Origin of the sequence: Dactylosporangium roseum (genome assembly GCF_025264685.1) — a bacterium.
Classification (GTDB): Bacteria; Actinomycetota; Actinomycetes; order Mycobacteriales; family Micromonosporaceae; genus Dactylosporangium; species Dactylosporangium roseum.
This window is the reverse complement of the sequence record NZ_CP073721.1, coordinates 777,844-798,315: the sequence shown is the minus strand read 5'-3', so window position 1 is coordinate 798,315 and position 20,472 is coordinate 777,844. Positions and strand designations below refer to the sequence as shown.

Below are 20,472 nucleotides of genomic sequence, written 5' to 3'. Positions count from 1 at the left end.
CGTAGGCTCGGCGTCGTGAGCGGGCGACTGATGGCGATCAGTGACCTCCATGTCAGTTATGCCGAGAACCGGGCCCTGGTCGAGCGATTACGCCCCACCCACGACGACGACTGGCTGATCGTCGCCGGGGACGTCGCGGAGCAGTTCGCCGACGTCAGGTGGGCGCTGCGGACGTTGCGCGAGCGGTTCGCGAAGGTGATCTGGGCACCCGGCAACCACGAGCTGTGGACACCGCGGAACGATCCGGAGCAGGCACGCGGCCAAGCCCGCTACGACCTGCTGGTGGCGGCCTGCCGGGGTCTCGACATCCACACACCGGAGGACCCTTATCCGGTGTGGGAGGGGCCGGGCGGCCCGGTGATCGTGGCGCCGCTCTTCGTGCTGTACGACTACTCGTTCTGGCCGGCCGGCGCCACGTCCACCACCGAGGCGCTGGAGATCGCGCGCGCCGCCGGCATCGTGGGCACCGACGAGGTGCTGCTGCACCCCGACCCGTTCGAGGGGCGTGACGCCTGGTGCCGGGCCCGCGTCGCCGCCACCGAGCCGCGCCTGCGCGCCGCCGCCGACGAGTTGCCGACGGTGCTGGTGAACCACTTCCCGCTGGTCCGCCAGCCGACCGATGTGTTGTGGTACCCCGAGTTCGCGCTCTGGTGCGGGACCACGCTCACGGCCGACTGGCACACCAGGTTCCGCGCCGCCGCCGTCGTCTACGGCCACCTGCACATCCCGCGCACGACCTGGCACGACGGGGTGCGCTTCGAGGAGGTGTCCGTCGGATACCCACGCGAGTGGAGCAAGCGCTCGACCCCGCCCGCGCAGCTTCGGCAGGTGTTGCGATGAGCCGGACGGGATCGGTGGCCGCCGCACTGGCGCTCGAACCGGCCTGACGCACCTGTGGCACGTTTCCGGGATTCGAGCGGTCGCCGGTCCGCCTAACGTTCTTGGCAACACACCACCGCACACCACCGCGACATTCTCGAAGGAAGACATCATGAGCGACTGGGACACCGGCGACACCGGCTACGACGGCGGCAGCGACGTGGACTACGGCCACTACGAGGCCGGTCAGCAGCACGGCGAGCTCGACCAGCTCCACCAGGTCGACGCCAACGACTCGTCGTACAACAGCGACTTCAACGTCTACGAGCAGGACAGCGCCAACGCCGAGTCGACCGACTTCCAGCAGGGCCACAACGTCCAGTGGACCGACGGCCACGGCGCCAGCTACTCCGAGACCGACTTCACCAACTACAGCCACGACGAGGCCTCCACCGACAGCATCTTCGCCGCCGAGGGCAGCGTCGAGGCCTCCGACTCGCAGTACTCCGAGATCGACGCCCTGCGCCAGCAGATCGACTCCTCGTTCGTCACGGGCACCGAGTTCCACGGCAACGCCGGCGGACTGGGCGTGGCCTCCAACTAAGACACCACACACGAGAGAGCCGGTCACCTTGAGTGACCGGCTCTCTCGGCTTCAGGGGAAAACTTGGCTACCAGCCCAAGTTCTCCTGCGTCCCAACCAAGATCATCGACGGCAACCCACCCCGGCGGTCGGGAGCCCAGTCCACAAACGGTGATCACGCACGCACACACTCCCGCCAAAGACCGACAGTCGCGAGCGAACAGTGCCGAGCCCTTCCGGGGGGTGTGGGTGGGCGAAGCCCCCACTGGGGAGCAGGCGAAGCCTGCGCGAGGAACCCACAGCCCGAAGGCGCAGCAGGCGAAGCCTGCAAGCAGACTCCGCCCCGGGATGTATGTGGAGTTGAGGGGACTCGAACCCCTGACCCCCTCGATGCGAACGAGGTGCGCTACCAGACTGCGCCACAACCCCAGTCGGTCCGCCGAGCGAACCGGCGCTAAGAGTAACAGGTCGCCAGACCCACACGCGAATCAGATCACTGGCCCGACGCCTTCGTGTCGTACGGGCGGCCGCGCAGGGCGGACAGGCGGGCGGCCTCGCGGCGTGCGCGGTCCCGCTCGGCCAACTGGCGGGCCACCGCCTCGCGCCGTTGGGCCGCCCTGCGGAGCTGCTCGCGGCGAACCTGGGCCTGGCGGCGGGCGATCCATGCGGCGTACTGCGCCTCGCGCCGCCGGCGGCGACGGTCGGCCAGCGCGCGGGTCCGCAGGTGGGCCAGGTAGGCGACGAGCAGCACGCCGGTGACCGCGGTGCTGACCCAGAACCCCGGGCTGACCAGGGCGACCCCGCACAACTCCACCAGGTTGAGCAGCACCAGCGCCAGTAGCACCCGGCGGCGGCGGTAGATCGCACGCGGCGGGCGCTGCACCCGGCGCCGCCGAGCGGAAGACGGCACCGACTTGAGCGGCCGGCGGCCGCCGGAAGCCGCTCCGGCCGCGACCGAACCCCGAGCCGACGCCGACGCGGCGCGCGCGGCGGCATCACGCACGGCCTGTGGGGTGGCGGTGCCCGAGGTGACGCGCGGCACCACGATGCGTGGCGGGTTGACCGGACGGCGGCCGGGAATCGTGCGACGCCGACGATCCGCACGGGTCAGCACCCGTGCGGTCGACAACGCCCGCTCCGCCACCAGCCGCTCTGTAGCGTCGTATCGGCGCACCAACGCGGGCGCCAGAGCCAGCAGCCCAGCAGCGGCGAGGACGGCGAGGAGCACCGAGGTCGGCACCCTCACCCCTCCTGTTCCCACCTCGTCGCGCCAATCCCCCAGGCGCGTCGAGTCATCCAAGTCTGTGGAAGTTACAACGCGGTAACTCCGCCTCAGACAGTACGGCCCGAGCGGCGTATCACCACGTCAACACGCAGGAGTAAACCGGGAATGCAACCCGAGTAATGCGAACAGCAGCTAAGCGGCGGTGGCCGAGACCTTGTGCCAGCGGGCCAGGAGCCCGCCCTCGCCGGTGAGGTCCTCGGTGGTCATCGCGTATCCGAGGTGGTCGCGCCAGTCGCCGTCGATGTGGAGATACCGGTGATGGTAGGCCTCCTGGCGGAAGCCGAGTTTCTCGACGACCCGGCGGCTGGCCAGGTTGTCCGGCCGGATGTTGACCTCGATGCGGTGCAGGCCGCCGACGCTGAAGGCGTGGTCGACGACGAGCGCCAGCGCGGTCGGGATGATGCCCCTGCCGGCGAAGCGGGCGTCGATCCAGTAGCCCGCGTATCCCGAGCAGAAGGCGCGGCGGACGATGTTGCCGAGGGTGATCTGACCGACGAGCGTGCCGTCGTAGCAGACCGCGAACGGCATCGCGCCGCCCTGCCGGGCCGCCCGCCGCAGGTCGGCGTGAACAGCGCGGAAGGCGGCCGGCGAGTTGAGGTCGTGCCAGGTGCCATACGGTGTGGGTTCCCACTTGGCCAGCCACTGCTCGTTGGCCCGGCGCACCTCGGCCCAGGCGCGCGCGTCCGAGCGGCGGTAGGGCCGAAGCACCACCGGGCCGTCGGAGAGCACCGCGGGCCAACCTGGCTGACTCATCGCCGCCTATCCAAGAGTATGACGTCAACGGTGGACCCGGCGGCCGCACTGATGACCTTCTCGCCGAGCACCATGAGCCCGTTCGCGTCGGCCAATCCTGACAGGGTGTAGGGCCCTCCCGCCAGAGGGGCGACGGTGTAGCCGCCGCCGCGGCGCTCGGTGATGTACGCCGGGCGGAACTCCCGCATGCCGGACGGCGAGCTCACGGTCTCCAGCAGGTGGGCGCGCACGCTCGGCCGGAAGACCGGGTCGGCGCCGGCGAGCAACTGGATCACGGGGCGGGCGAGGACCTCGAAGCCGATGAGAGCGGCGCCCGGGTCGCCGGGCAGGCACACGATCGGCACGCCGTTGGGGCCGCCGACCATGCCGTAGCCGAGGGAAGAGCACGGGTAGACCGACAGGTCGGAGAAGACGACCTGCCGGGACAGGATCCGGCGGACCATGTCGCCCGGGCCGGTGCCCGTGCCACCGGTGGTGATGATCAGGTCGGCCCGGAGCATCTGGTCGTCCAGCAGCCCGCGAAGGCCCTCGGGATCGTCGTCACAGATGCCGACGCGGTACGCGTGGGCGCCGGCCTCGGCGGCCGCCGCCGTCAACGCGTGCGAGTTGGCGTCGACGACCTGCCCCGGCTGGCTGGCCCGGCCGACGTCGACGAGCTCGTCGCCGGTGGCGATGACCACGACCCGCGGGCTCGGCCGGACGACCACGTGGCCGATGCCGCTCGCGGCCAGTACCGACACCAGGGGCGGCGTGACGTAGGCGCCGGCGCGGGCCAGGACCGCCCCGGCGGGCAGCTCGTCGCCGGCCCGCCGGACGCCGTGGCCGCGCTTCGTCGGGTGGTACACCTCGACCGCGGCCATGCCCTGGTCGGTCATCCCGGGTGGCACGACCACGTCGGCGCTGACCGGCATCAAGGCGCCGGCGGCGACGGAGAAGCAGGTGCCCGGGGTGAGCCGGACCGGGCGCCAGCTCGAGGCGACCAGATCGCCGACGACGCTCAGCCGGACCGGCCGCCCCGGCTGGGCGTCGCTGACGTCGTCGAAGCGCGCGGCGTAGCCGTCGATGGCGGCGTGGTCGAACGCGGGCACGGGACCCGGTCCGACCACGTCCTCGGCGAGCACGTTGCCGTGGGCGGCGGTGATCTCCAGGTCCAGCGGGGGCAACGGGCGCAGCCCTCGGAGCACGCCGGCCAGGTAGTCGGCGAGTGGGACGCGCGCGTTCGGCCCGACACCCGCGTCACGCGCGGCGTCGTGGTGGGAGCCCGTCGCTGGAACCGCTGTCACCCGCGCAGATCCTTCTCCACGAACTGCGTCAGCCACTGGCTGAACGCCGGACCCAGATCGTCGCGCCGTACCGCTAGCTGGACGACCGCCTGCAGATACCCGAGGGGCATGCCGGTGTCGTACCTGGTACCCCGATAGACGACTCCGTGAACAGGAGTGCCCTCGGCGAGCAGTAGCGCCATCGCGTCGGTCAACTGGATCTCGCCGCCGGCGCCCGGCCCGATCCGGCGGATGGCGTCGAACAGGGTGGGTGGCAGCACGTACCGCCCGATGACCGCGAGGTTGCTCGGGGCCTCCTCGGGCTTGGGCTTCTCGACCAGGCCGGTGACGCGGAGCACCTCACCCCCGTCGACGCTGAGGTCGGAGGGCTCGACCGAGGCGATGCCGTAACGGCTGCACTCCTCCGGCTCGACCTCGATGAACGCGAGCACGATGCCGCCGGTCCGCGCCTGTAGATCGAGCATGGCGGGCAGCAGCGGCTTGGTCTCCTCGACGAACTCGTCGCCGAGCAGGCAGGCGAACGCCTCGTTACCGACGTGCGACTCGCCGTAGGAGATCGCGTGTCCCAGCCCGAGCGGCTCGCCCTGCCGGCAGGTGTAGATCTCGGCCAGCTCGCTGGGGCGCTTGACGGCGGCGAGCCGCTCTTCGTCGCCCTTCTCGGCGAGCCGGGCCTCCAGGTCCGGCCGGCGGTCGAAGTGGTCCACCATGGAGGTCTTGCCGCGCCCGGTCACCAGGAGGATGTCCCTGATGCCGGCTGCGGCCGCCTCCTCCACGATGTACTGCAGGACCGGCCGGTCGACCACCGGAAGCAGCTCTTTCGGCACGGCCTTGGTCGCCGGGAGGAAGCGGGTGGCCAGCCCCGCCGCCGGGATCACGGCTTTGACAGCCCGCTGGCGCGACCGCGCGGGCTGGTGAGGAGTCGTGTCAGGCATGTCGCAAGGCTATCCGGCACGGCTCTGTCGTGGTGGTTGTGCCGCCTTTGGCGCGCCGGGCGTCACCTCGCCGCTCCCCTGGACACCGGTCGCGCCGCCGGCCACCCGGTACGTGTCCCGGCCGCCGGCCTTGGCCGCGTAGAGCGCGTCGTCGGCCGCCTCCAGCACCGCCTGGCCGGTCGAGCCGTGATCGGGATACACGGCGATGCCGATCGACACCGTGACCGGGATGCGCCGCGGCGGCTGGCCGACGGTCGAGGACACCACGATGACGGGACTGCGTCGCACGGCCGCGCCGAGCCGCTCGGCGAGCACCGCGGCACCGGAGGCGTCGGTCTCGGGCAGGAGCACCACGAACTCCTCGCCGCCCTGCCGGAACGCGAAGTCGACCTCGCGGATCTCGGCGCGCAGGCGGCGGGCGAACTCGGCCAGCACGGCGTCGCCGGCGGCGTGGCCGTACGTGTCGTTGACCTCCTTGAACCGGTCCAGGTCGAGCGCGAGGGCGGCGAGCCTGCGGCCGAACCGGCTGGCCCGCTCCACCTCACGGCGCAGCGACTCGCGCAGGTAGCGGTAGTTGGACAGGCCGGTCAGCGGGTCGGTGAGGGAGAGCCGCTGGGCCTCCTCGTGGACCCGCACGTTGTCGACGGCGACCGCGGCCTGGCCGGCGAACGTACGCAGCGTGATGAGGTCGGCGTCGTCGAACTCGTCGAAGCCGTGGCGGTCGTACAGGGCCAGCACCCCGCGGGCCGCCGGCGGCCGGTCCGGCTGGGGCTGTTCCAGGCCCGTGGTCGGCCCGACGCCGGGCGCGGCGATCGGCACGGCGACGTACGTCACACAGCTCGGCTCGGCGGCCGAGAGCACCGGCCCGTCGCGTTCGATCCGCCCGCGCAGCGGCTCGCCCGAGGCGGCGACGGTGCCGAGCAGCCCTTCGCCGAGGTGGAGCCGCAACTCGGCGACGTCGATCCCGACGAGTCCCTCGGTGACCTGGCCGCGCAGCTCACCGCTGGCCGGGTCGACCATGAGCACAACCCCGGACTGCGCACCGGTGGCGGCGGTCGCGGTCTGGAGGATGACCTGGAGGATGCGGTGCAGGTCGTGGGTGCTCGACAGCGTGTCGCCGAGCACGCCGAGCTGGCCGCGGAGCTGGTCCCGGCTGGCGGTGAGGGCCTGGACGTACCCCTGCATCTCGCGCGTCATGCGGTTGAACGTCTGGCCCAGCCGGCCGACCTCGTCCTGGCTGCGGACCGGGACGCGGGCGCCCAGGTCGCCGTCGGCGACCCGCTCCACCGCCTGTGCCAGCTCGGTCAGCGGGTGTGTGGTCGACCGGGCGAGCCACCACGCGACGCTGATGGCGACGAGCCCCGCGCAGACGACGACGGCCACGAGTACCGCATAAAGCCCCTGGGTGTCGGGGGCGGGCACGCTGATGGCCAGCATGAGCGGCTGACCCGGCTGCGGGTCGAGGCGGCGCACCAGCCGGCCGTCGACGGACGTGCCGGTGGCGCCGGCGACCAGGCCGCGAGCCGTGGCGGCGATGCCCTTGTCCTCTTCGGACGGTTGCGCGCCCTCGGCGAGCGAGTTGACCCGCACACCGCTCGCCTCGGCCAGCCAGCCGAGCAGTGTGGAGTCGACCGGCTCGGCGGCGTACGCGCGCCCGATCCGCCGTCCGTTCGCGTCGATGACGTCGACGGCGGCGGAGACGGCGCTGTAGGCGGCCGGCGTCGGCGCGGCGCAGTCGGCCCACGGCTTGCTCGGCAGTTGCCCGGCGGTGGTCACGAGCGCGCCGTCGGTCCGCGTGACCTCGACCGCGCGGGCCAGGCCGCGCGTGATGGCGTCCTGCGCGGCGTCGGGCCGGTTGCCGTCGACGCTGAGCAGGGCGGTGGTCTCCGCCGCGAGCCGGAGGCGCTGGCAGGTGACGGCGAGCGCGGCCCGCAGATTTTCGGCGCCCGCGTCGAGCCGCTCGGCGGCGCGCTGGTCGCTGACGGCAGCGACGGCGAAGCCGACGAAGACGGCGCCGAGCAGGACGGGGCCCAGCACCACGGCGAGGAAGGCGGCGGTGAGCCGCGCGCGCAGCGTCACGTCCGTCCTCCCGTACGTCGGTTGATGCGATGCTGTCACAGATGACGAGGGATGGAGTGGCGCCGCCGAGGGTGTCCGCCAAATCAGAGCTCAGAGCGCACATCCGGTCCGCCAGGCGGGCGCTTCCGGCGGCGGTTCGAGCGGCGGCGGACCGCGCCCTGGTCGCCGCGGCGGTGGGGGTCGTACGAGCCTCAGGCGCGACGTCGGTCGCCGCATACGTGCCCATGCTCTCCGAGCCGGGCGGTCCCCAACTGGTGTCCGCGCTGGCCGAGGCGGCACCGCGCCTGCTGCTCCCGGTCCTGCTGGACGACCTGGACCTCGACTGGGCGCTCCACGACGGCGGATTCGCCGCGGGCCGCTACGGGCTGATCGAGCCGACCGGCCCGCGTCTCGGCGTCGACGCGGTGGCCGCGGTCGGCCTCGTGCTGCTCCCAGCGCTCGCGGTGTCCCGCGACGGGGTCCGGCTCGGCCAGGGCGGCGGCTCGTACGACCGGGTCCTGCCCCGGGTGACCGCGCCGACGGTCGCGCCGCTCTATCCGGGTGAACTGGTCGGCTCGGTGCCCGCCGAACCGCATGATCGCCGCATTTGTGGGGCTTTAGTGGGAAATGATCCCGATGGGTATGAGGAGCCACACCTCCACTGGACGAAAGGGTGTGCGGTAGCGCACCATTGGCACTCGGAGCAGTCGAGTGCCAATAATGGAGGCTGAGCGGTGCCTACCTACCAGTACGCCTGCACGGCGTGCGGTCACCAGTTGGAGGCGGTGCAGTCGTTCACCGACGAGCCGTTGACCGAGTGCCCGGAGTGTGCGGGCCGGCTGCGCAAGCAGTTCTCCGCGGTGGGCGTGGTCTTCAAGGGGTCGGGCTTCTACCGCACCGACTCGCGTTCGTCGTCCACGTCGAAGCCCGCGTCGTCGACGTCCACGTCGGAGAAGGCGTCGGAGAAGTCCTCGGAGAAGTCCTCGTCGGACACGACGTCGACCACGACCAAGGAGTCGAAGCCCGCGGCCACCTCGAGCGCCGGCTCCTCCTCGTCGTCGGCCTCCGCGGCCTGACATACGCGACACGAAGCACCCGGTCCACGGGCCGGGCGCTTCGTCGTGCTCGGGTCCAGGCGCGGGTCGCGCCGCCCGCTCGCCCGGTGGTCGGGCCGGAGCAGCGGTCCGCCGAGGGAGCGGCCGCGCACGCGGTGCCGGCAGGCCGAGCGTCAGTCCCAGTGCGGCGGGCGGTCGGCGAGGAGGCGGTCGTCGTTGTCCGACGCGCGCTCGCCCCAGCCCGCGTCCGTGTCGTCGGTCGTGTGGTCCGGCAGCACGACCAACTCGTCGGCGAAGTCCTCGAAGCTCACTTCACGCTGATCATCGGTGGTAGCCCACCCGTTCGTACCTGCCACGGCAGCGAGCGTACTCCGGCCAGTTTGCGGGAAAGTGGCCGAATGACGACAGTCGCCTTCGCGGTACACCGGTCACACTCGGCGTCATGACGCAACCCACCCCCGGGGCTCACCCCGGCGCGACCGGCCGGGCATCGATCGACGCGGTGACCGCCGACGAGCAGGAGACCCTGCGGCTCGACGGATCCGGCCGCACGGCCGACCGTGTGAACGATCCCGACGCCACCCGCCCCATGTCGCTGGCCGACCTCCTCGACAGCGACTGACCTCCCCGGGCCCGGGGCGGGCATCCTTTCCCCGCCCCGGGCCGAAACCCGCAGCCCGCCGATCAAGAACGCGCCCGCACCGCATCCCGGGGGTTGCGTGGGTAGGCTCGTGGCGTGAGTGACGACGCCTACTGGCGGCGCCCCCCGGAGGGCAGCGAACCGCCACCGCCCGAGCCCAGCGCCCCGGCGAGCGTCCCCTACTCCGGCGCACCGCGCAGCACGCCGCCCCCGCGCGGCTGGCGCCCGCCGACCCTCGAAAACCCGCGGCCGCCGCGGCGGCTGCCCGGGCAGGACCGCGACCGGATCGACCGTGAGGAGCAGGCGGCGACGATCCTGACCAAGGGTATGGGCCTGTTCGCCGGCGCCGTGCTGGTCGTCCTGCTCCTCGTCCTCTGCGGTCGGGTCGTCTTCTAGAAGCCCTCCCACACCATGTGGGCGCCGGTGTCACCGGCCCGGAAGACGTAGTAGAAGGCGGCCGCGCCCAGGGCCACCACCGCCACGACGACCACCCAGTGCACCACGACCGGGGCCTTGATCAGCGACACCGATCCGGCCGTGACGTTGACCATGAAGGCCATGACCAGCGCGACGATCGCCAGGCCCAGCACGACGAGGAACAGCGTGTTGGCGAGATCCTCGTGCTGCTCGATCCGCTCCTGAATCGGACCGGCGGCGAAGTTCGGGCTCTCGCTGAACGCCTCGCCGGACTCCTTCGCGAAGAAGACGGCGCCCGGTGCGGCGACCGCCAGGGCGATCAACGGCCACCGGATGTGGCGCCGGCTGCCCGGCCACACCACGTACAGGATGCCGGCCAGAGCGAGCAACGGCACCAGGACGACGGCCGCGTGGATGAACAGCGGATGGGCCGGCAGGCCGAGCACTCGATCGAACATCGGGGCCTCCTCGACAGACAAACCTCCCCCGACGGGGTCTACGCACATTAAGGATCCGCGGTTCAAGAGTCCAGAAGCATTTGATGGGTTCCAGGCAGCGTGGTCTTATTGGAGCTGTGTCGGGTGAGGATCTGCTGCGCTCCCGGGGTCTGCGCGTGACGCGACCCCGGCTTGCCGTGCTGGAGATCCTCGAGTCGGTGCCGGGGCACCTCGACGTCGACCAGATCGCGGCCCAGGTGCGCCAGCGCCTGGACACGGTGTCGACCCAGGCGGTGTATGACGTGCTCAATGCCCTCTCGCGGGCCGGCCTGGCCCGGCGGATCGAGCCGGCGGGCAGCCCGGCGCGATACGAGTCGCGGGTCGGTGACAACCACCACCACATCGTGTGCCGGGGCTGCGGCGAGATCGCCGACGTCGACTGCACGGTCGGCGAGGCGCCCTGCCTGACCCCCTCCCAGGCCCATGGCTTCGAGCTGGACGAGGCGGAAGTGACGTTCTGGGGCCTCTGCCCGGCCTGCCAGCAGAAGCGCCGTGAAGACGTCCAGTGACAGACCTCGAGCTCTTCGGTCCCGGCTCGGTCACCTGGCGGGCACACAGCGAGCCGATCATCACGGTGGGCGACCTGCGCAGCCTGCACCTCCAGGCGTTAGCCTGCCGCTCACCATTCCGATCGAGTGGATCGAGTCACCGGCCCGCAAGGACGCCATGCGCCGCCTGACGGAAGCGGGCCGGATCGGCAGCGCGTGACAAACGGGCGTCGCCCGCGTTCAACCTGGTGTCCGCCTGACACCACACCGACGCGGAGGCTTCCCCATGGCGACGGCCACCATCGTCCCCGATCGCGTCGCAACGCCGCTGCCGCCGCGGCGCCGCCGGTCGGCCTGGGCGCCCGCACTGACCTTGGCCCTCGCCGTCACCGGTCTCCTCCTGGCCCTGGGCACGAGCCCGCTGGACGTGGCCCGCTACGCCGCCTACCTGGGGCTCGGCGTGGTCCTGCCGGGCACGCTGCTCTACCGGTCGCTGCGGTCGAGGCCGCACAGCCTGCTCGAGGACGTCGCCTTCGGCACCGTCGTGGGTCTGCTGGCCGAGACGGTCGCGCTGGTCGCGTTCCGCGGCCTGGTGTGGATCGGGCCGCTGCTCGTGATCGCCGTGTTCCTGGCCGTCCCACGGCTGCGCCGGCACTGGCGGATGCCGCGGTACCCCGAGCGGCCGTCGGTGGTCTGGTCGTGGACCGTGGCCGGGATCGCGCTGTTCTTCCTCGGGTACCTCACCGTCGCGTTCCTGGCGGTCAACGTTCCGGTGCCGGTCGGCGGGCCCCGGCAGTACATGATCGATCAGCTCAACCTGCTCGCCGTCGCCGCCGATCTCAAGCACCACTTCCCGCTCGCCGTGCCGGAGCAGGGCGACCGGCCGCTGCGGTACCACTGGTTCGCCTACGGCCACCTCGCCGCGGGCAGCCTGTCGACCGGCATCGACCTGCCGGTGTTGTGGTTCCGGCTCGACCTGCCGGTGCTCGCGGTGCTCACGGTGGGCCTGTTCGCGGTGACCGGCTGGCGGGTGACCCGGCACGCCTGGGCCGGGCCGGTGGCCGCCGCGCTGATGTTCGTCGTCGGCGAGGCGGTCCTGCCGGCTCAGGCGCCCGCCTTCTTCGGCACGATCACGGCGTACTACACCTGGTCGAGCCGGTCGATCCTCTACGCCGCGGCGCTCACGATGCCGTTCATCGCGGCGGCGGCGGCCGTGCTGCGCCGGGAGGCGGACCGGCGGACGTGGCTGCTCGCGGTGCTGTTCGCCGCCGGTACGACGGGCGCGAAGTCCACGGTCCTGCCGCTGGCGGGGGTGGGCGTGGCGCTCGTCTGCGCGGTACACCTCCTGCGGCGGCGGCCGTCGTGGACGCCGTGGCTGCTCGGCGGGGCGTTCGCGGTGGTCGAGGTGTTCGCGGTGGCGGTCCTCTACGGCTTCGAGGGGCAGGGGCTGTCCTGGGGGCCGTTCACGATCATGCTGGACTTCGTCGGCGACCAGCACACCGGCACGACACCCGCCGACCTCCCGCTCATCGTCTGGGGGCTCGGCGCGTACGCGATCGCGATGGGTGCCCGGCTGGCCGGGATCGTGTTCCCGCTCCGGCGCTGGGGCGACGTGGAGCTGTTCCTGGCCGGCGCCCTCGCCACCGGGGTCGTGGGGTCGCTGACCGTCTGGCACGTGTCGTGGAGCCAGCACTTCTTCATCATCGCGGGCTGGCCCTTCGGCGCGATCCTGTCGGCGTGGGGCCTGGTGCTGCTCGCCGACCGGATCCCCGACCGCGCCGGGGCACGGGCGGCGGTCGCCGTCGCCCTGTCCGCCGCGGCGGCGCTGGCGGTCTTCGCCGTGACGGCGTCGGTACCGCGGGTGCCCGCACGCTGGGGCGTCCCGCTGCCCACGTACGTCTTCGGGGGCGTCGTCCTGCTCACGGCGCTCGCGGTCGGCGCCGGCCTGACCCTCGCCGGTCGGCGGCGTGCGGCGCTGCGCGGCACGGGCGCGTTCGCGGCGCTGACAGTGGTGCTGTTCGCCGGCGGCGCGCGGCTCCCGCACGACGCGGCGACCAGCGCCAATCTCGGCGTCCGGTATCACGTGCGGGTGACGCCGGAGCAGGCCGCCGGTGCCCGCTGGCTGCGGGACCACAGCACTCCGGCCGAGTACGTCGCGACCAACGTGCACCGCGTCGGCGGCGGCGAACAGGCCCGGCAGAGCCTGGCGTACTGGATCTCGGCCTACAGCGAGCGGCGGGTGCTGCTGGGTAGCTGGGGCTACTCGCCGGAGTCGGCGGAGATGCAGTCGGCCCGGCACCGGCTGGGCCCCTCACTCGTGTACTGGAACCCGGACCGGCTCGCCGCGAACGACGCCGCCATCTACGCCCCGACCCCGGAGCGCCTGGAGTGGCTGCGCTCCCAGAAGGTCGGTTGGATCCTGGTCGATCGAGCACAGGGCACCGAATCCCCGCGCCTGGCGGACCTGGCGGACCTGGTGTGGCAGCGGGGCCCGGTGGCGATCTACCGCCTCCACCCCCCTCCCCCGCGTTGATCTTGCAGTTGTGGTGCTGGGACACTCCCACAATGCCCGGTTCATGGGGCACCACAACTGCAAGATCAACCAAGGTCGCGGCGCCTAGCGCGTGTCGACCTGGGACGGGCGGTCCACTGCCGTCCAGGGGTCCTTCACCTCGGCCTGCTGGCCGGTGGGGCAGGACTTGCGGTAGTCGCACCACGAGCACCACGGTCCGGCGGCGACCGGGAACGCCTCGTCGGGTGGGGTGCCGGCGGTGATCGCGGACTCGGCGGCCACGATGTCGGCGGCCGTCTCCTCGGCCCGGCGGAGGTGGCGCTCGAGGGACTGGTCGGTGTGCTCGTGGGCGGCGACCGTGCCGGTCGGGAGGTGGTGCAGCTCGACGCGGCGGCAGCGCTTGCGGAACACACGCTCGGCGGCGATCGCGTAGAGAGCCAGGGCACGGGAGCCGCGGGCGTCGTCAGGACCCGGGCCGGTGCGGCCGGTCTTGTAGTCGACGATCACCAGCTCGTCACCGCGCTGGTCGATGCGGTCGACCCGGCCGGACAGGGCGAGCGTCTCGGTGCGGGCGGCCACCGTGCGCTCGACGCCCAGCGGCTCCTCGTCCGGATCGAGCCCGTCCACATAGGACTCCAGCCAGCCCAGCGCGCGGCGGAACACCTCCCGCTCCTGCTCCTCGTCGCGATACCCCTCCCGGACCCACGTCGCCTTCAGCAGTGTCGGCAGAGCGGCGGTGGCACGGCGGTCGGCCGGCAACCCATACCAACTCCGGAGGGCTGTGTGCACGGAGGCACCGAGCGAGTTGTGCGCCCAGGGCGGCCCCTTGGGCGGGGCCGGGCGGTCGACATAGGAGAACCGGTAACGGCGCGGGCAGTCCTCGTAGCTGCCGAGCTTGCTGGGCGTGCAGGTGAACAGCCGCCGAGGCGGGGCGAAGAGGCCGAGCTGTTCGTTGTCCACGCCCGAATCCTGCCACCGAGGTACGACAAAACCCAATCAGCGGGGCGAGTGCAGGTACTCGGTGACGAAGGCGCCGATCGCGTCGGCCAGCAACTGCACGGCGATGGCGGCCACCAGCAGGCCGGCGATGCGGGTGAGCACCTCGATGCCGCTCGGGCGCAGGATCCGCACCAGGACGCCGGAGAAGCGCAGCACGAGGTACACGATGGCCATCACCGCGACGATGCCGACCGCGACCGCCAGATATCCGGAGAAGTCGTTGGCACGCGGCACGAAGAGCATCGTCGCCACGATCGCGCCCGGTCCGGCCAGCAGCGGGGTGCCCAGCGGCACGAGTGCCACGTTGGTGGTGACCTGGTCACGCGGGTCGTCGGTCTTGCCGGTCAGCAGTTCGAGTGCGACCAGCAGCAGCAACAGGCCGCCGGCGCCCTGCAGCGCGGGCAGGTCGATGTGCAGGTACGCGAGGATCTGCCGCCCGAGGAGCGCAAAGGCCACGATCACCCCGAACGCCAGGGCGACCGCCTGTAGGGCCGCCCGGTTCCGGTGCTGACGGGACATCGAGCCGGTCAGCGCGAGAAAGATCGGCACCGCACCCGGCGGATCCAGGATCACGAGCAGGGTGACGAAGACTTCCCCGAACAGCTTCAGATCCACCGGCGAATTGTCCTCGATCGACCATCGTCACTGACATAGCCTTGACGGCATCGAACCATGCCCCTACGTTGCCCGTAAATAGTTCATTCTCCTAACAGTCATGAGATTGCATGGGCAGACGCTCGATCCTGGCGGCTTTCCGGGAGCGTCCCGGCACCACAACTGCAAGATCGGCGCGAACTGGAGGGTCAGGGGGACAGCAGCGTGGCTATGCCGTCCAGGACTCGCTCCAGGCCGAACTCGTAAGCGCGCACCGGGTCGCCTGCGCCGTACTCCTCGCCGGCCGCCTGGCCCACCCGCGTCGCGATCGGGAACCGGGACGCGTCGAGGACCTCGGCGAGCAGCGGCGCGTACGCACCCCACCACTCCTCCTCGGTCATGCCCGTCGTCTGGGCGGCCTGATCCGCCTGGACCACGGCGCGCACCGCACCGGCGACGTAATTGAGCACCAGGCTGAGCAGCATGTCGGTGTTGACGTCGGACACGTCGGCGCCCTCAAAGGCGCGCAATTCGAAGTCGTACTTCGCGATGACGTTCGGTCCGAGCACCGGCCGTGTGGTGGCGATCTGCAGCAGCCAGGGATGCCGGCGATACAACTCCCAGTTGGTCCGGGCCACCTCGTGGAGCCGCGCCCGCCAACCGTCGCTCTCGTAGGCGGGCCGGACGGCCTCCGCGGAGACGACGTCGACCATGAGGTCGAGCAGTTCCGCCTTGCTCGGCACGTACGTGTACAGCGACATCGCCGTCACGCCGAGCCGCTCGGCCACCCGCCGCATGGAAACCGCGGTGAGCCCTTCCGCGTCGGCCAGCGCGACGGCGACGGCGACGACGCCGGCCACGGTGAACTTCGGCTTCGGCCCGCGTTTCGGCGCCGGGGCGGTGCCCCACAACAGCTCGATGCTGCGCCGCGGGTCGCCGGACCCGCTGTACTCGGTGGTCACCCGACCACGTCGCTTCCGGATCCGGCGGCCACGATCTGCTCGTACACGGCCGGATCCGTGGTCCGCGCGCCGAGCCGGACCGTCTTGTTGTGCCCGTGGTAGTCGCTGGAGCCGGTGACCACCAGGTCCAGGCGCGCAGCCAGGTCCCGCACGTGTGCCCGCTCCTCCGGGGCGTGGTCGGTGTGATCGGCCTCCAGGCCGAACAGGCCGGCCGCGGCCATCTCGGCGATCAACGCGTCGGGGACGATCGGCCCGCGGGCGCTCGCGCGGGGGTGCGCGAACACCGGCACGCCACCCGCGGCCAGGACCAGGCGCAGTGCGACGAAGACGTCGAGATCCTCCTTCGGCACCCGATACCGCCGGCCGAGCCACTCCGGCTCGAACGCCTCGGAGACCGTGCCGACCAGGCCGCGCCGGATGAGCGCCTGGGCCAGATGCGGACGGCCGACGGTGCCGCCGGCCGCGTGCTGGAGCACCTCGTCCCAGGTCACGTCGATACCGTCGGCCCGCAACAGGTGGACCATGCGCTCGGCACGGGTCTCCCGGGACATCCGCACCCGCGCGAGCTCGGTGGCGAGCGCCGGCTCGGTCGGGTCGAAGAGGTACGCGAGCAGATGCAGCGAGATCGGCCACGGACCGCCGTGCCACCTGCACGACAGTTCCGCCCCCGGCACGAGGGTGAGCCCGGCCGGGAGCGCGGCGATCGCCGGGGGCCAGCCAGAGGTCGTGTCGTGGTCGGTCAGCCCGATGACGTCGAGCCCGGCGGCGGCCGCCTCGGCGACCAGTTCCGCCGGGGTCGACGTGCCGTCACTCGCCGTCGAATGGGTGTGGAGATCGATCCGCACTCAACCAGCGTAGAGCGGCTCGATCAGCACCACGTTCGCACTGTCCACACCGAGCGTCTCCAACTTGCCGTCGGTGCTCAGCGCCTGGAACGTGTCGCCGTTGTCCACCACGAACGTCGTGGCGTTGAGCCAGACCGTCTTGGTGGTCACGTCGAGGTTCACCACCCGCGCCTTGCCGTCGGTGAAGACCGTGGTCAGGTCGATGATCGCGACCTGCTTCCGGCCGCTCACCGGGTAGGCGAGCCAGTGCCCGCCGGGGGACACGCGGCTGCCGTTGCGCTCCGCCGGGGGCAGGCCGCAGATCCGTTTCATCTCCGTGAAGGGCTGGTCGAGCAGCAGCCGCGCGAGGCACATCGACTTCTCCGGGTCGACCGGCTTCACCTCGGCATACAGGCTCTTGCCGTCGGGGTGGGCGCCGAACACCCGCAGGACCGACTCGTCCCACGACTCGGTGTACTTGCGGCTCGTGTACCAGACGTCGAACGCGCTGCCGTCCGCGCGCCCGAGCACCAGGTCGGAGCCGACGAACGCCACCGGCTTCGCGTCGCTCGGCACGCTGGTCGTGTTCCTCGTCATGACCTTCTTCGTGTCCCCGGCGCGGGAGCCCACGGTGACCGTGCCCTGGTTCGCCCAGGCGACCTGGCCACCGTCCTTGTCCACCGTGATGTTGCTCGCACCGTCGACGAGGATCTGCTGCTGATTGTCGTCGTTCTGCAGGACCAACTGCTGCTTGTCGCCGCCGGGCTGGGTGTTGACGACCAGGTAGCCGTCCTTCGCCTGGTAGGCGGCGGCGACCGTGCCCTTGTCGGGCAACTGGAGGCGCACCTTCTTCGTCGGCTGTGCCGATCCGCCGCCGATCGCGTCGATCTCACGGGCCGTCTGCGGCGGGATCGTCTGCGTGCCGGTCGGGATCGGCTCGGCCGCGGTCGGCGGCGGACCGGCGAGGCTGACCGTGGATCCCGGTGCAGCGGGCTGGCCGAGGCTCATGACCTGCAGCACGGTGATCGCGGCGACGGCGAAGGCGACGATGCCGGCGAGCCCGCCGGCCATCACCCTGCGGCGGTTCCGGATCCGGGCGGCGCCGCGGATGGCGGCGCCGGCGATGTCGTCCAGCGACCCGGGCGGGGCATCGCCCGCCTTGGCCGCGAACGTGTCGCGGAGAGCGTCTTCGAGCATGGTCACGTCCCCAGTCCCACTTCCACTGGCTCATCGAGTTCCGCCGGCGTCTCTTCCGCCGTCTCCCCCGCCGTCTCTTCCGCCGGCGATGCCGCAGCCGTGGCACCAGCGGCCGACGCTGCGGCCGCTGGTGCGGGGCGCTTGAGTGGCACGGTGGGCGGGCGCGAGGGCCGAACACGAGCGGCCGGCTCAACGCCCTCCGCGCTGAGCCGCTGACGGAGCGTCGCGAGCGCTCGGGAGGCCTGGCTTTTCACGGTGCCGACCGAGACGCCGAGGAGCCGGGCCGTCTCCGCCTCCGACTGGTCCTCGTAGAACCGCAGCACCAGCACGGCACGCTGCCGGTTGGGCAGCGCACGCACGTGGCGCCACAGGGCGTCGCGCTCGAGGGTCTCCTCGAGCCGATCGGCGGCGGGACTCTCGGGAAGGACCTCGGTGGGGCGTTCGCCGTGCCAGCGTCGCCGCCACCAGCTCGTGGAGGTGTTGACGAGCACGCGCCTCGCGTAGGGCTCGACGGCGTCGATATGGCCGAGCCGTTTCCAGGCGAGATAGGTCTTGGTCAGTGCTATCTGTAACAGGTCTTCGGCCGTCGCCCAGTCTCCGGCAAGTAGATATGCCGTGCGCAGCAACGCACCTGACCGCTGCGCGACGAACTCACGAAAATCGTCCTCCCGGAAGCCTGCCTCGTCCGGCACCGTCACTCCCTCCCCCGCTCCGCCCACGTGGCAAGACGCGACGGAGGGGGCCACGGGTTGCATTCCCGCGGAAGGTTTTTCTCAGGTTCCGTCCTCGTCGGCGCCTGCGGCGCGGCCCAGCCGGGCCTCGACGGCCTCCGGCTCGTACATCTCCTCGACGATCCGCAGATACAGCTCATTCGGATTGGGCAGATTGCGAATATTGCGCAATGCCTGGTCCTGACCGGCGGACTCCAGCTCGAAATGACCGTATCCGAACATGCGGCCGGTCAATGACTGGACGTATTTCATGTCCGTGACCCGCAGCAACGGCATCATGGCCACATTGCGCGTGAAGATTCCCGAAACGACCATGACCCGCTTGTTGGTCAGGATGAACCGGTCGTACCACCAATCCGCGACCCGCCACGCACACCACAGGATCACGAGCGCCCACACGACCAGAACCGCGGTGCGCAACTGGGTCTGGTTGTGCTTGGTCAGCCAGCCGGCGATATACCCCATCGCGATCGTGGCGCTGACCGCGACCGCGCCCTCCTTGGCCAGTTGGATCCAGTGCCGCTTCCACTCACCGCGGAACTTCTCGGTGGGGAACAGATACCGCGAGGCGTGCCGGCTGGCCTCCTCGTCGAGCGGCGCCATGCGACTGCCCCGCGGCATGGCCGGGCCGACGTCACCGCCCTGGAGCCGCGCGAACTCGTCCTGGGTGAACGACGGCGGCGCGTCGTAGGTGGCCCGACCGGCGTAGGCACCGTCGGTGAGCGGGTCGGCGTAGGAGTCCTCGGTGTAGCTGCCAACCGGCTCGTAGTCGGGCGCCGGCGGCGGAGTCGCGTCGCTCGGCCGGGCACGTGGGATCGGCTCCGTGTCGCGGTCCTGCCAGCGGCGGGAGCTCGATTCGCCCTCGGGCGGCTCGGGGCCGGTGCTCATAGCCCTCAGGCAACCAGGCTGGAGAAGAAGTCGCCGAACCCGGAGGCGATGTCCATGATCCCACCGCCGATGGACTTGAAGACCTCAGCCGCCGACTGGGGCCGATATGCCACGAAGAAGATGAGGAAGGCAATGCCTCCCCAGGTGAGGACCTTCTTTAGCATCGCCGTCAATCCCCTCCCCCGCGACGTCGCGCAACCGCGTCGCGGCGAACTCAGCGTATCAGTTGCACGGCATAGGGTTAAGCTCTGCCGCGCCGACATCGACTCGGACCTTGATCCTAGTCGCGCCCGTCTACGCTTTCCCGTGAAGATAGGGCGACGGCGCGCCGAAAACGAGATGGGTTGGCACATCCTCGGTGAGATCGTGCAGGTCGATCTCCTCTTCCAGGAGATATCCGGCCGCGGCCGGCCAGGTCACGAAGTAGAGCCACATGCCCATCGCCTCGCCGACGTAGGCGGTGCGGTCGTCGGGTGACTTGGTCATCCACAGCGGCGTCGGCCAGCCGGCCGCGCGGACCTTCGCGTGCGCGATCGTGGTCGCCAGGTCTCCTTCGAAGAACGGCCCCGGATCGGTGCCCGGCATGCCGGCGAACCGGTTGCCCAGTCCCACGCCGGGCTCCTCGGCGACGATCACGCAGTCGGCCGGGCCGCGCTCGACCGGGCCGGGCCCGCTACAGGCCACGGCCGTCGCGCGCACGCCGGACCGCTCGTCACCCACCAGCCCGACCCCGGTGACCGTCCAGCCGCTCGGCAGCGGCCACGGACACCACAGCGGCGTCGGGCGGATCCCCGCCCGCTGCGCCGCGGCGAGGAGTTTCGCTCGGGCCGCCTCGACGATCTCCGGTCCGATGTGGTGAGCCACGTGCAACGGCAGGACAGCCCCGTCGTCGTCACACCGCCACTCCGAGTGCATGAGGTCCGGCGGCCGCACCGGACCGCCACAACGGGGACAG

General features: G+C 71.5%; 24 protein-coding genes and 1 tRNA gene. 8 read left to right on the top strand and 17 right to left on the bottom strand.

What is annotated here, in order from left to right; all coding sequences use genetic code 11:
* Positions 1-30: 30 nt before the first annotated feature.
* Positions 31-840, top strand: coding sequence for a metallophosphoesterase family protein (locus Drose_RS03700; RefSeq protein ID WP_390891415.1), 810 nt, complete (start codon positions 31-33; stop codon positions 838-840).
* A 151-nt stretch (positions 841-991) separates the two neighbouring features.
* A complete protein-coding gene (locus tag Drose_RS03695; protein WP_260726746.1) occupies positions 992-1,423 on the top strand; it encodes a hypothetical protein in 432 nt (143 codons plus the stop codon).
* Positions 1,424-1,757: 334 nt separating this feature from the next.
* Here the strand turns inward: Drose_RS03695 and Drose_RS03690 are convergent.
* From Drose_RS03690 to Drose_RS03665, 6 genes are all read right to left on the bottom strand, one after another.
* Positions 1,758-1,831: transfer RNA gene (locus tag Drose_RS03690), tRNA-Ala, on the bottom strand.
* Positions 1,832-1,895: 64 nt separating this feature from the next.
* On the bottom strand, positions 1,896-2,648 hold the full coding sequence (gene sepX / locus Drose_RS03685; RefSeq protein WP_260726745.1) for a divisome protein SepX/GlpR: 753 nt from the start codon (positions 2,646-2,648) through the stop codon (positions 1,896-1,898).
* Positions 2,649-2,819: 171 nt separating this feature from the next.
* Positions 2,820-3,440 carry a GNAT family N-acetyltransferase gene (locus tag Drose_RS03680; protein WP_260726744.1) on the bottom strand — a complete coding sequence of 207 codons (621 nt, stop codon included), beginning with the start codon at positions 3,438-3,440 and terminating at the stop codon, positions 2,820-2,822.
* Positions 3,437-4,723 (bottom strand): molybdopterin molybdotransferase MoeA, encoded by a 1,287-nt coding sequence (locus Drose_RS03675; RefSeq protein WP_343871466.1) that lies wholly within the window; start codon positions 4,721-4,723, stop codon positions 3,437-3,439. Before Drose_RS03675 ends, Drose_RS03680 begins: the two co-directional genes overlap by 4 nt.
* Entirely contained in the window at positions 4,720-5,655 is a 936-nt protein-coding gene (locus Drose_RS03670; protein ID WP_260726743.1) for a UTP--glucose-1-phosphate uridylyltransferase, read from the bottom strand. Before Drose_RS03670 ends, Drose_RS03675 begins: the two co-directional genes overlap by 4 nt.
* Before the next feature lie 9 nt (positions 5,656-5,664).
* Entirely contained in the window at positions 5,665-7,734 is a 2,070-nt protein-coding gene (locus Drose_RS03665; RefSeq protein WP_260726742.1) for a GGDEF domain-containing protein, read from the bottom strand.
* 41 nt (positions 7,735-7,775) lie between these two features.
* Between Drose_RS03665 and Drose_RS03660 the strand changes: the two genes are divergently transcribed.
* Both Drose_RS03660 and Drose_RS03655 read left to right on the top strand, forming a co-directional pair.
* Complete coding sequence (locus Drose_RS03660; protein ID WP_260726741.1) at positions 7,776-8,444, top strand: 5-formyltetrahydrofolate cyclo-ligase; 669 nt, start codon at positions 7,776-7,778, stop codon at positions 8,442-8,444.
* Between the two features lie 3 nt (positions 8,445-8,447).
* Positions 8,448-8,789, top strand: a complete 342-nt coding sequence (locus Drose_RS03655) for an FmdB family zinc ribbon protein (RefSeq protein ID WP_260726740.1) — start codon at positions 8,448-8,450, stop codon at positions 8,787-8,789.
* A 152-nt stretch (positions 8,790-8,941) separates the two neighbouring features.
* Here Drose_RS03655 and Drose_RS03650 read toward each other — a convergent pair whose 3' ends face one another.
* Positions 8,942-9,124 carry a hypothetical protein gene (locus Drose_RS03650; protein WP_260729984.1) on the bottom strand — a complete coding sequence of 61 codons (183 nt, stop codon included), beginning with the start codon at positions 9,122-9,124 and terminating at the stop codon, positions 8,942-8,944.
* An 86-nt stretch (positions 9,125-9,210) separates the two neighbouring features.
* Between Drose_RS03650 and Drose_RS03645 the strand changes: the two genes are divergently transcribed.
* Positions 9,211-9,390: a hypothetical protein gene (locus tag Drose_RS03645; protein WP_260726739.1), complete on the top strand. Its 180-nt coding sequence runs from the start codon at positions 9,211-9,213 to the stop codon at positions 9,388-9,390.
* 114 nt (positions 9,391-9,504) lie between these two features.
* Positions 9,505-9,804 (top strand): translation initiation factor 2, encoded by a 300-nt coding sequence (locus tag Drose_RS03640; protein ID WP_260726738.1) that lies wholly within the window; start codon positions 9,505-9,507, stop codon positions 9,802-9,804.
* Here Drose_RS03640 and Drose_RS03635 read toward each other — a convergent pair.
* Positions 9,801-10,283, bottom strand: a complete 483-nt coding sequence (locus Drose_RS03635; protein ID WP_260726737.1) for a DUF2231 domain-containing protein — start codon at positions 10,281-10,283, stop codon at positions 9,801-9,803. The genes Drose_RS03640 and Drose_RS03635 overlap by 4 nt on opposite strands.
* Before the next feature lie 116 nt (positions 10,284-10,399).
* On the opposite strand from Drose_RS03635, the gene Drose_RS03630 reads away from it, so the two are divergent.
* Together Drose_RS03630 and Drose_RS03620 are read left to right on the top strand one after the other, a co-directional pair.
* Positions 10,400-10,831 carry a Fur family transcriptional regulator gene (locus tag Drose_RS03630; protein ID WP_260726736.1) on the top strand — a complete coding sequence of 144 codons (432 nt, stop codon included), beginning with the start codon at positions 10,400-10,402 and terminating at the stop codon, positions 10,829-10,831.
* 265 nt (positions 10,832-11,096) lie between these two features.
* Positions 11,097-13,343, top strand: a complete 2,247-nt coding sequence (locus Drose_RS03620) for a hypothetical protein (protein ID WP_260726735.1) — start codon at positions 11,097-11,099, stop codon at positions 13,341-13,343.
* 84 nt (positions 13,344-13,427) lie between these two features.
* On the opposite strand, the gene Drose_RS03615 is transcribed toward Drose_RS03620, so the two are convergent.
* The 9 genes from Drose_RS03615 to Drose_RS03575 form a co-directional block, all read right to left on the bottom strand.
* Positions 13,428-14,282 carry a RecB family exonuclease gene (locus Drose_RS03615; protein WP_260726734.1) on the bottom strand — a complete coding sequence of 285 codons (855 nt, stop codon included), beginning with the start codon at positions 14,280-14,282 and terminating at the stop codon, positions 13,428-13,430.
* Positions 14,283-14,318: 36 nt separating this feature from the next.
* Positions 14,319-14,936, bottom strand: a complete 618-nt coding sequence (locus Drose_RS03610) for a MarC family protein (RefSeq protein WP_260726733.1) — start codon at positions 14,934-14,936, stop codon at positions 14,319-14,321.
* A 188-nt stretch (positions 14,937-15,124) separates the two neighbouring features.
* Entirely contained in the window at positions 15,125-15,877 is a 753-nt protein-coding gene (locus Drose_RS03605) for a TetR/AcrR family transcriptional regulator (protein WP_260726732.1), read from the bottom strand.
* Complete coding sequence (locus Drose_RS03600; protein WP_260726731.1) at positions 15,874-16,722, bottom strand: PHP domain-containing protein; 849 nt, start codon at positions 16,720-16,722, stop codon at positions 15,874-15,876. The genes Drose_RS03605 and Drose_RS03600 overlap by 4 nt, the downstream gene beginning before the upstream one ends.
* On the bottom strand, positions 16,723-17,904 hold the full coding sequence (locus tag Drose_RS03595) for a hypothetical protein (protein ID WP_260726730.1): 1,182 nt from the start codon (positions 17,902-17,904) through the stop codon (positions 16,723-16,725).
* A complete protein-coding gene (locus Drose_RS03590; protein ID WP_260726729.1) occupies positions 17,901-18,590 on the bottom strand; it encodes a SigE family RNA polymerase sigma factor in 690 nt (229 codons plus the stop codon). The genes Drose_RS03595 and Drose_RS03590 overlap by 4 nt, the downstream gene beginning before the upstream one ends.
* Positions 18,591-18,671: 81 nt before the next feature.
* On the bottom strand, positions 18,672-19,517 hold the full coding sequence (locus tag Drose_RS03585; RefSeq protein ID WP_260726728.1) for a PH domain-containing protein: 846 nt from the start codon (positions 19,515-19,517) through the stop codon (positions 18,672-18,674).
* 5 nt (positions 19,518-19,522) lie between these two features.
* Positions 19,523-19,690 carry a hypothetical protein gene (locus Drose_RS03580; protein WP_260729983.1) on the bottom strand — a complete coding sequence of 56 codons (168 nt, stop codon included), beginning with the start codon at positions 19,688-19,690 and terminating at the stop codon, positions 19,523-19,525.
* A 121-nt stretch (positions 19,691-19,811) separates the two neighbouring features.
* Entirely contained in the window at positions 19,812-20,450 is a 639-nt protein-coding gene (locus Drose_RS03575) for a DUF6758 family protein (RefSeq protein ID WP_313899995.1), read from the bottom strand.
* Positions 20,451-20,472 lie beyond the last annotated feature (22 nt).

Excerpts from the sequence above, each read along its gene's own strand:
- Drose_RS03700 (WP_390891415.1), top strand. The coding sequence starts at position 31 with ATGGCGATCAGTGACCTCCATGTCAGTTATGCCGAGAACCGGGCCCTG.
- Drose_RS03695 (WP_260726746.1), top strand. The coding sequence starts at position 992 with ATGAGCGACTGGGACACCGGCGACACCGGCTACGACGGCGGCAGCGAC.
- Drose_RS03680 (WP_260726744.1), bottom strand. The coding sequence starts at position 3,440 with ATGAGTCAGCCAGGTTGGCCCGCGGTGCTCTCCGACGGCCCGGTGGTG.
- Drose_RS03670 (WP_260726743.1), bottom strand. The coding sequence starts at position 5,655 with ATGCCTGACACGACTCCTCACCAGCCCGCGCGGTCGCGCCAGCGGGCT.
- Drose_RS03660 (WP_260726741.1), top strand. The coding sequence starts at position 7,776 with ATGACGAGGGATGGAGTGGCGCCGCCGAGGGTGTCCGCCAAATCAGAG.
- Drose_RS03645 (WP_260726739.1), top strand. The coding sequence starts at position 9,211 with ATGACGCAACCCACCCCCGGGGCTCACCCCGGCGCGACCGGCCGGGCA.
- Drose_RS03635 (WP_260726737.1), bottom strand. The coding sequence starts at position 10,283 with ATGTTCGATCGAGTGCTCGGCCTGCCGGCCCATCCGCTGTTCATCCAC.
- Drose_RS03620 (WP_260726735.1), top strand. The coding sequence starts at position 11,097 with ATGGCGACGGCCACCATCGTCCCCGATCGCGTCGCAACGCCGCTGCCG.
- Drose_RS03585 (WP_260726728.1), bottom strand. The coding sequence starts at position 19,517 with ATGAGCACCGGCCCCGAGCCGCCCGAGGGCGAATCGAGCTCCCGCCGC.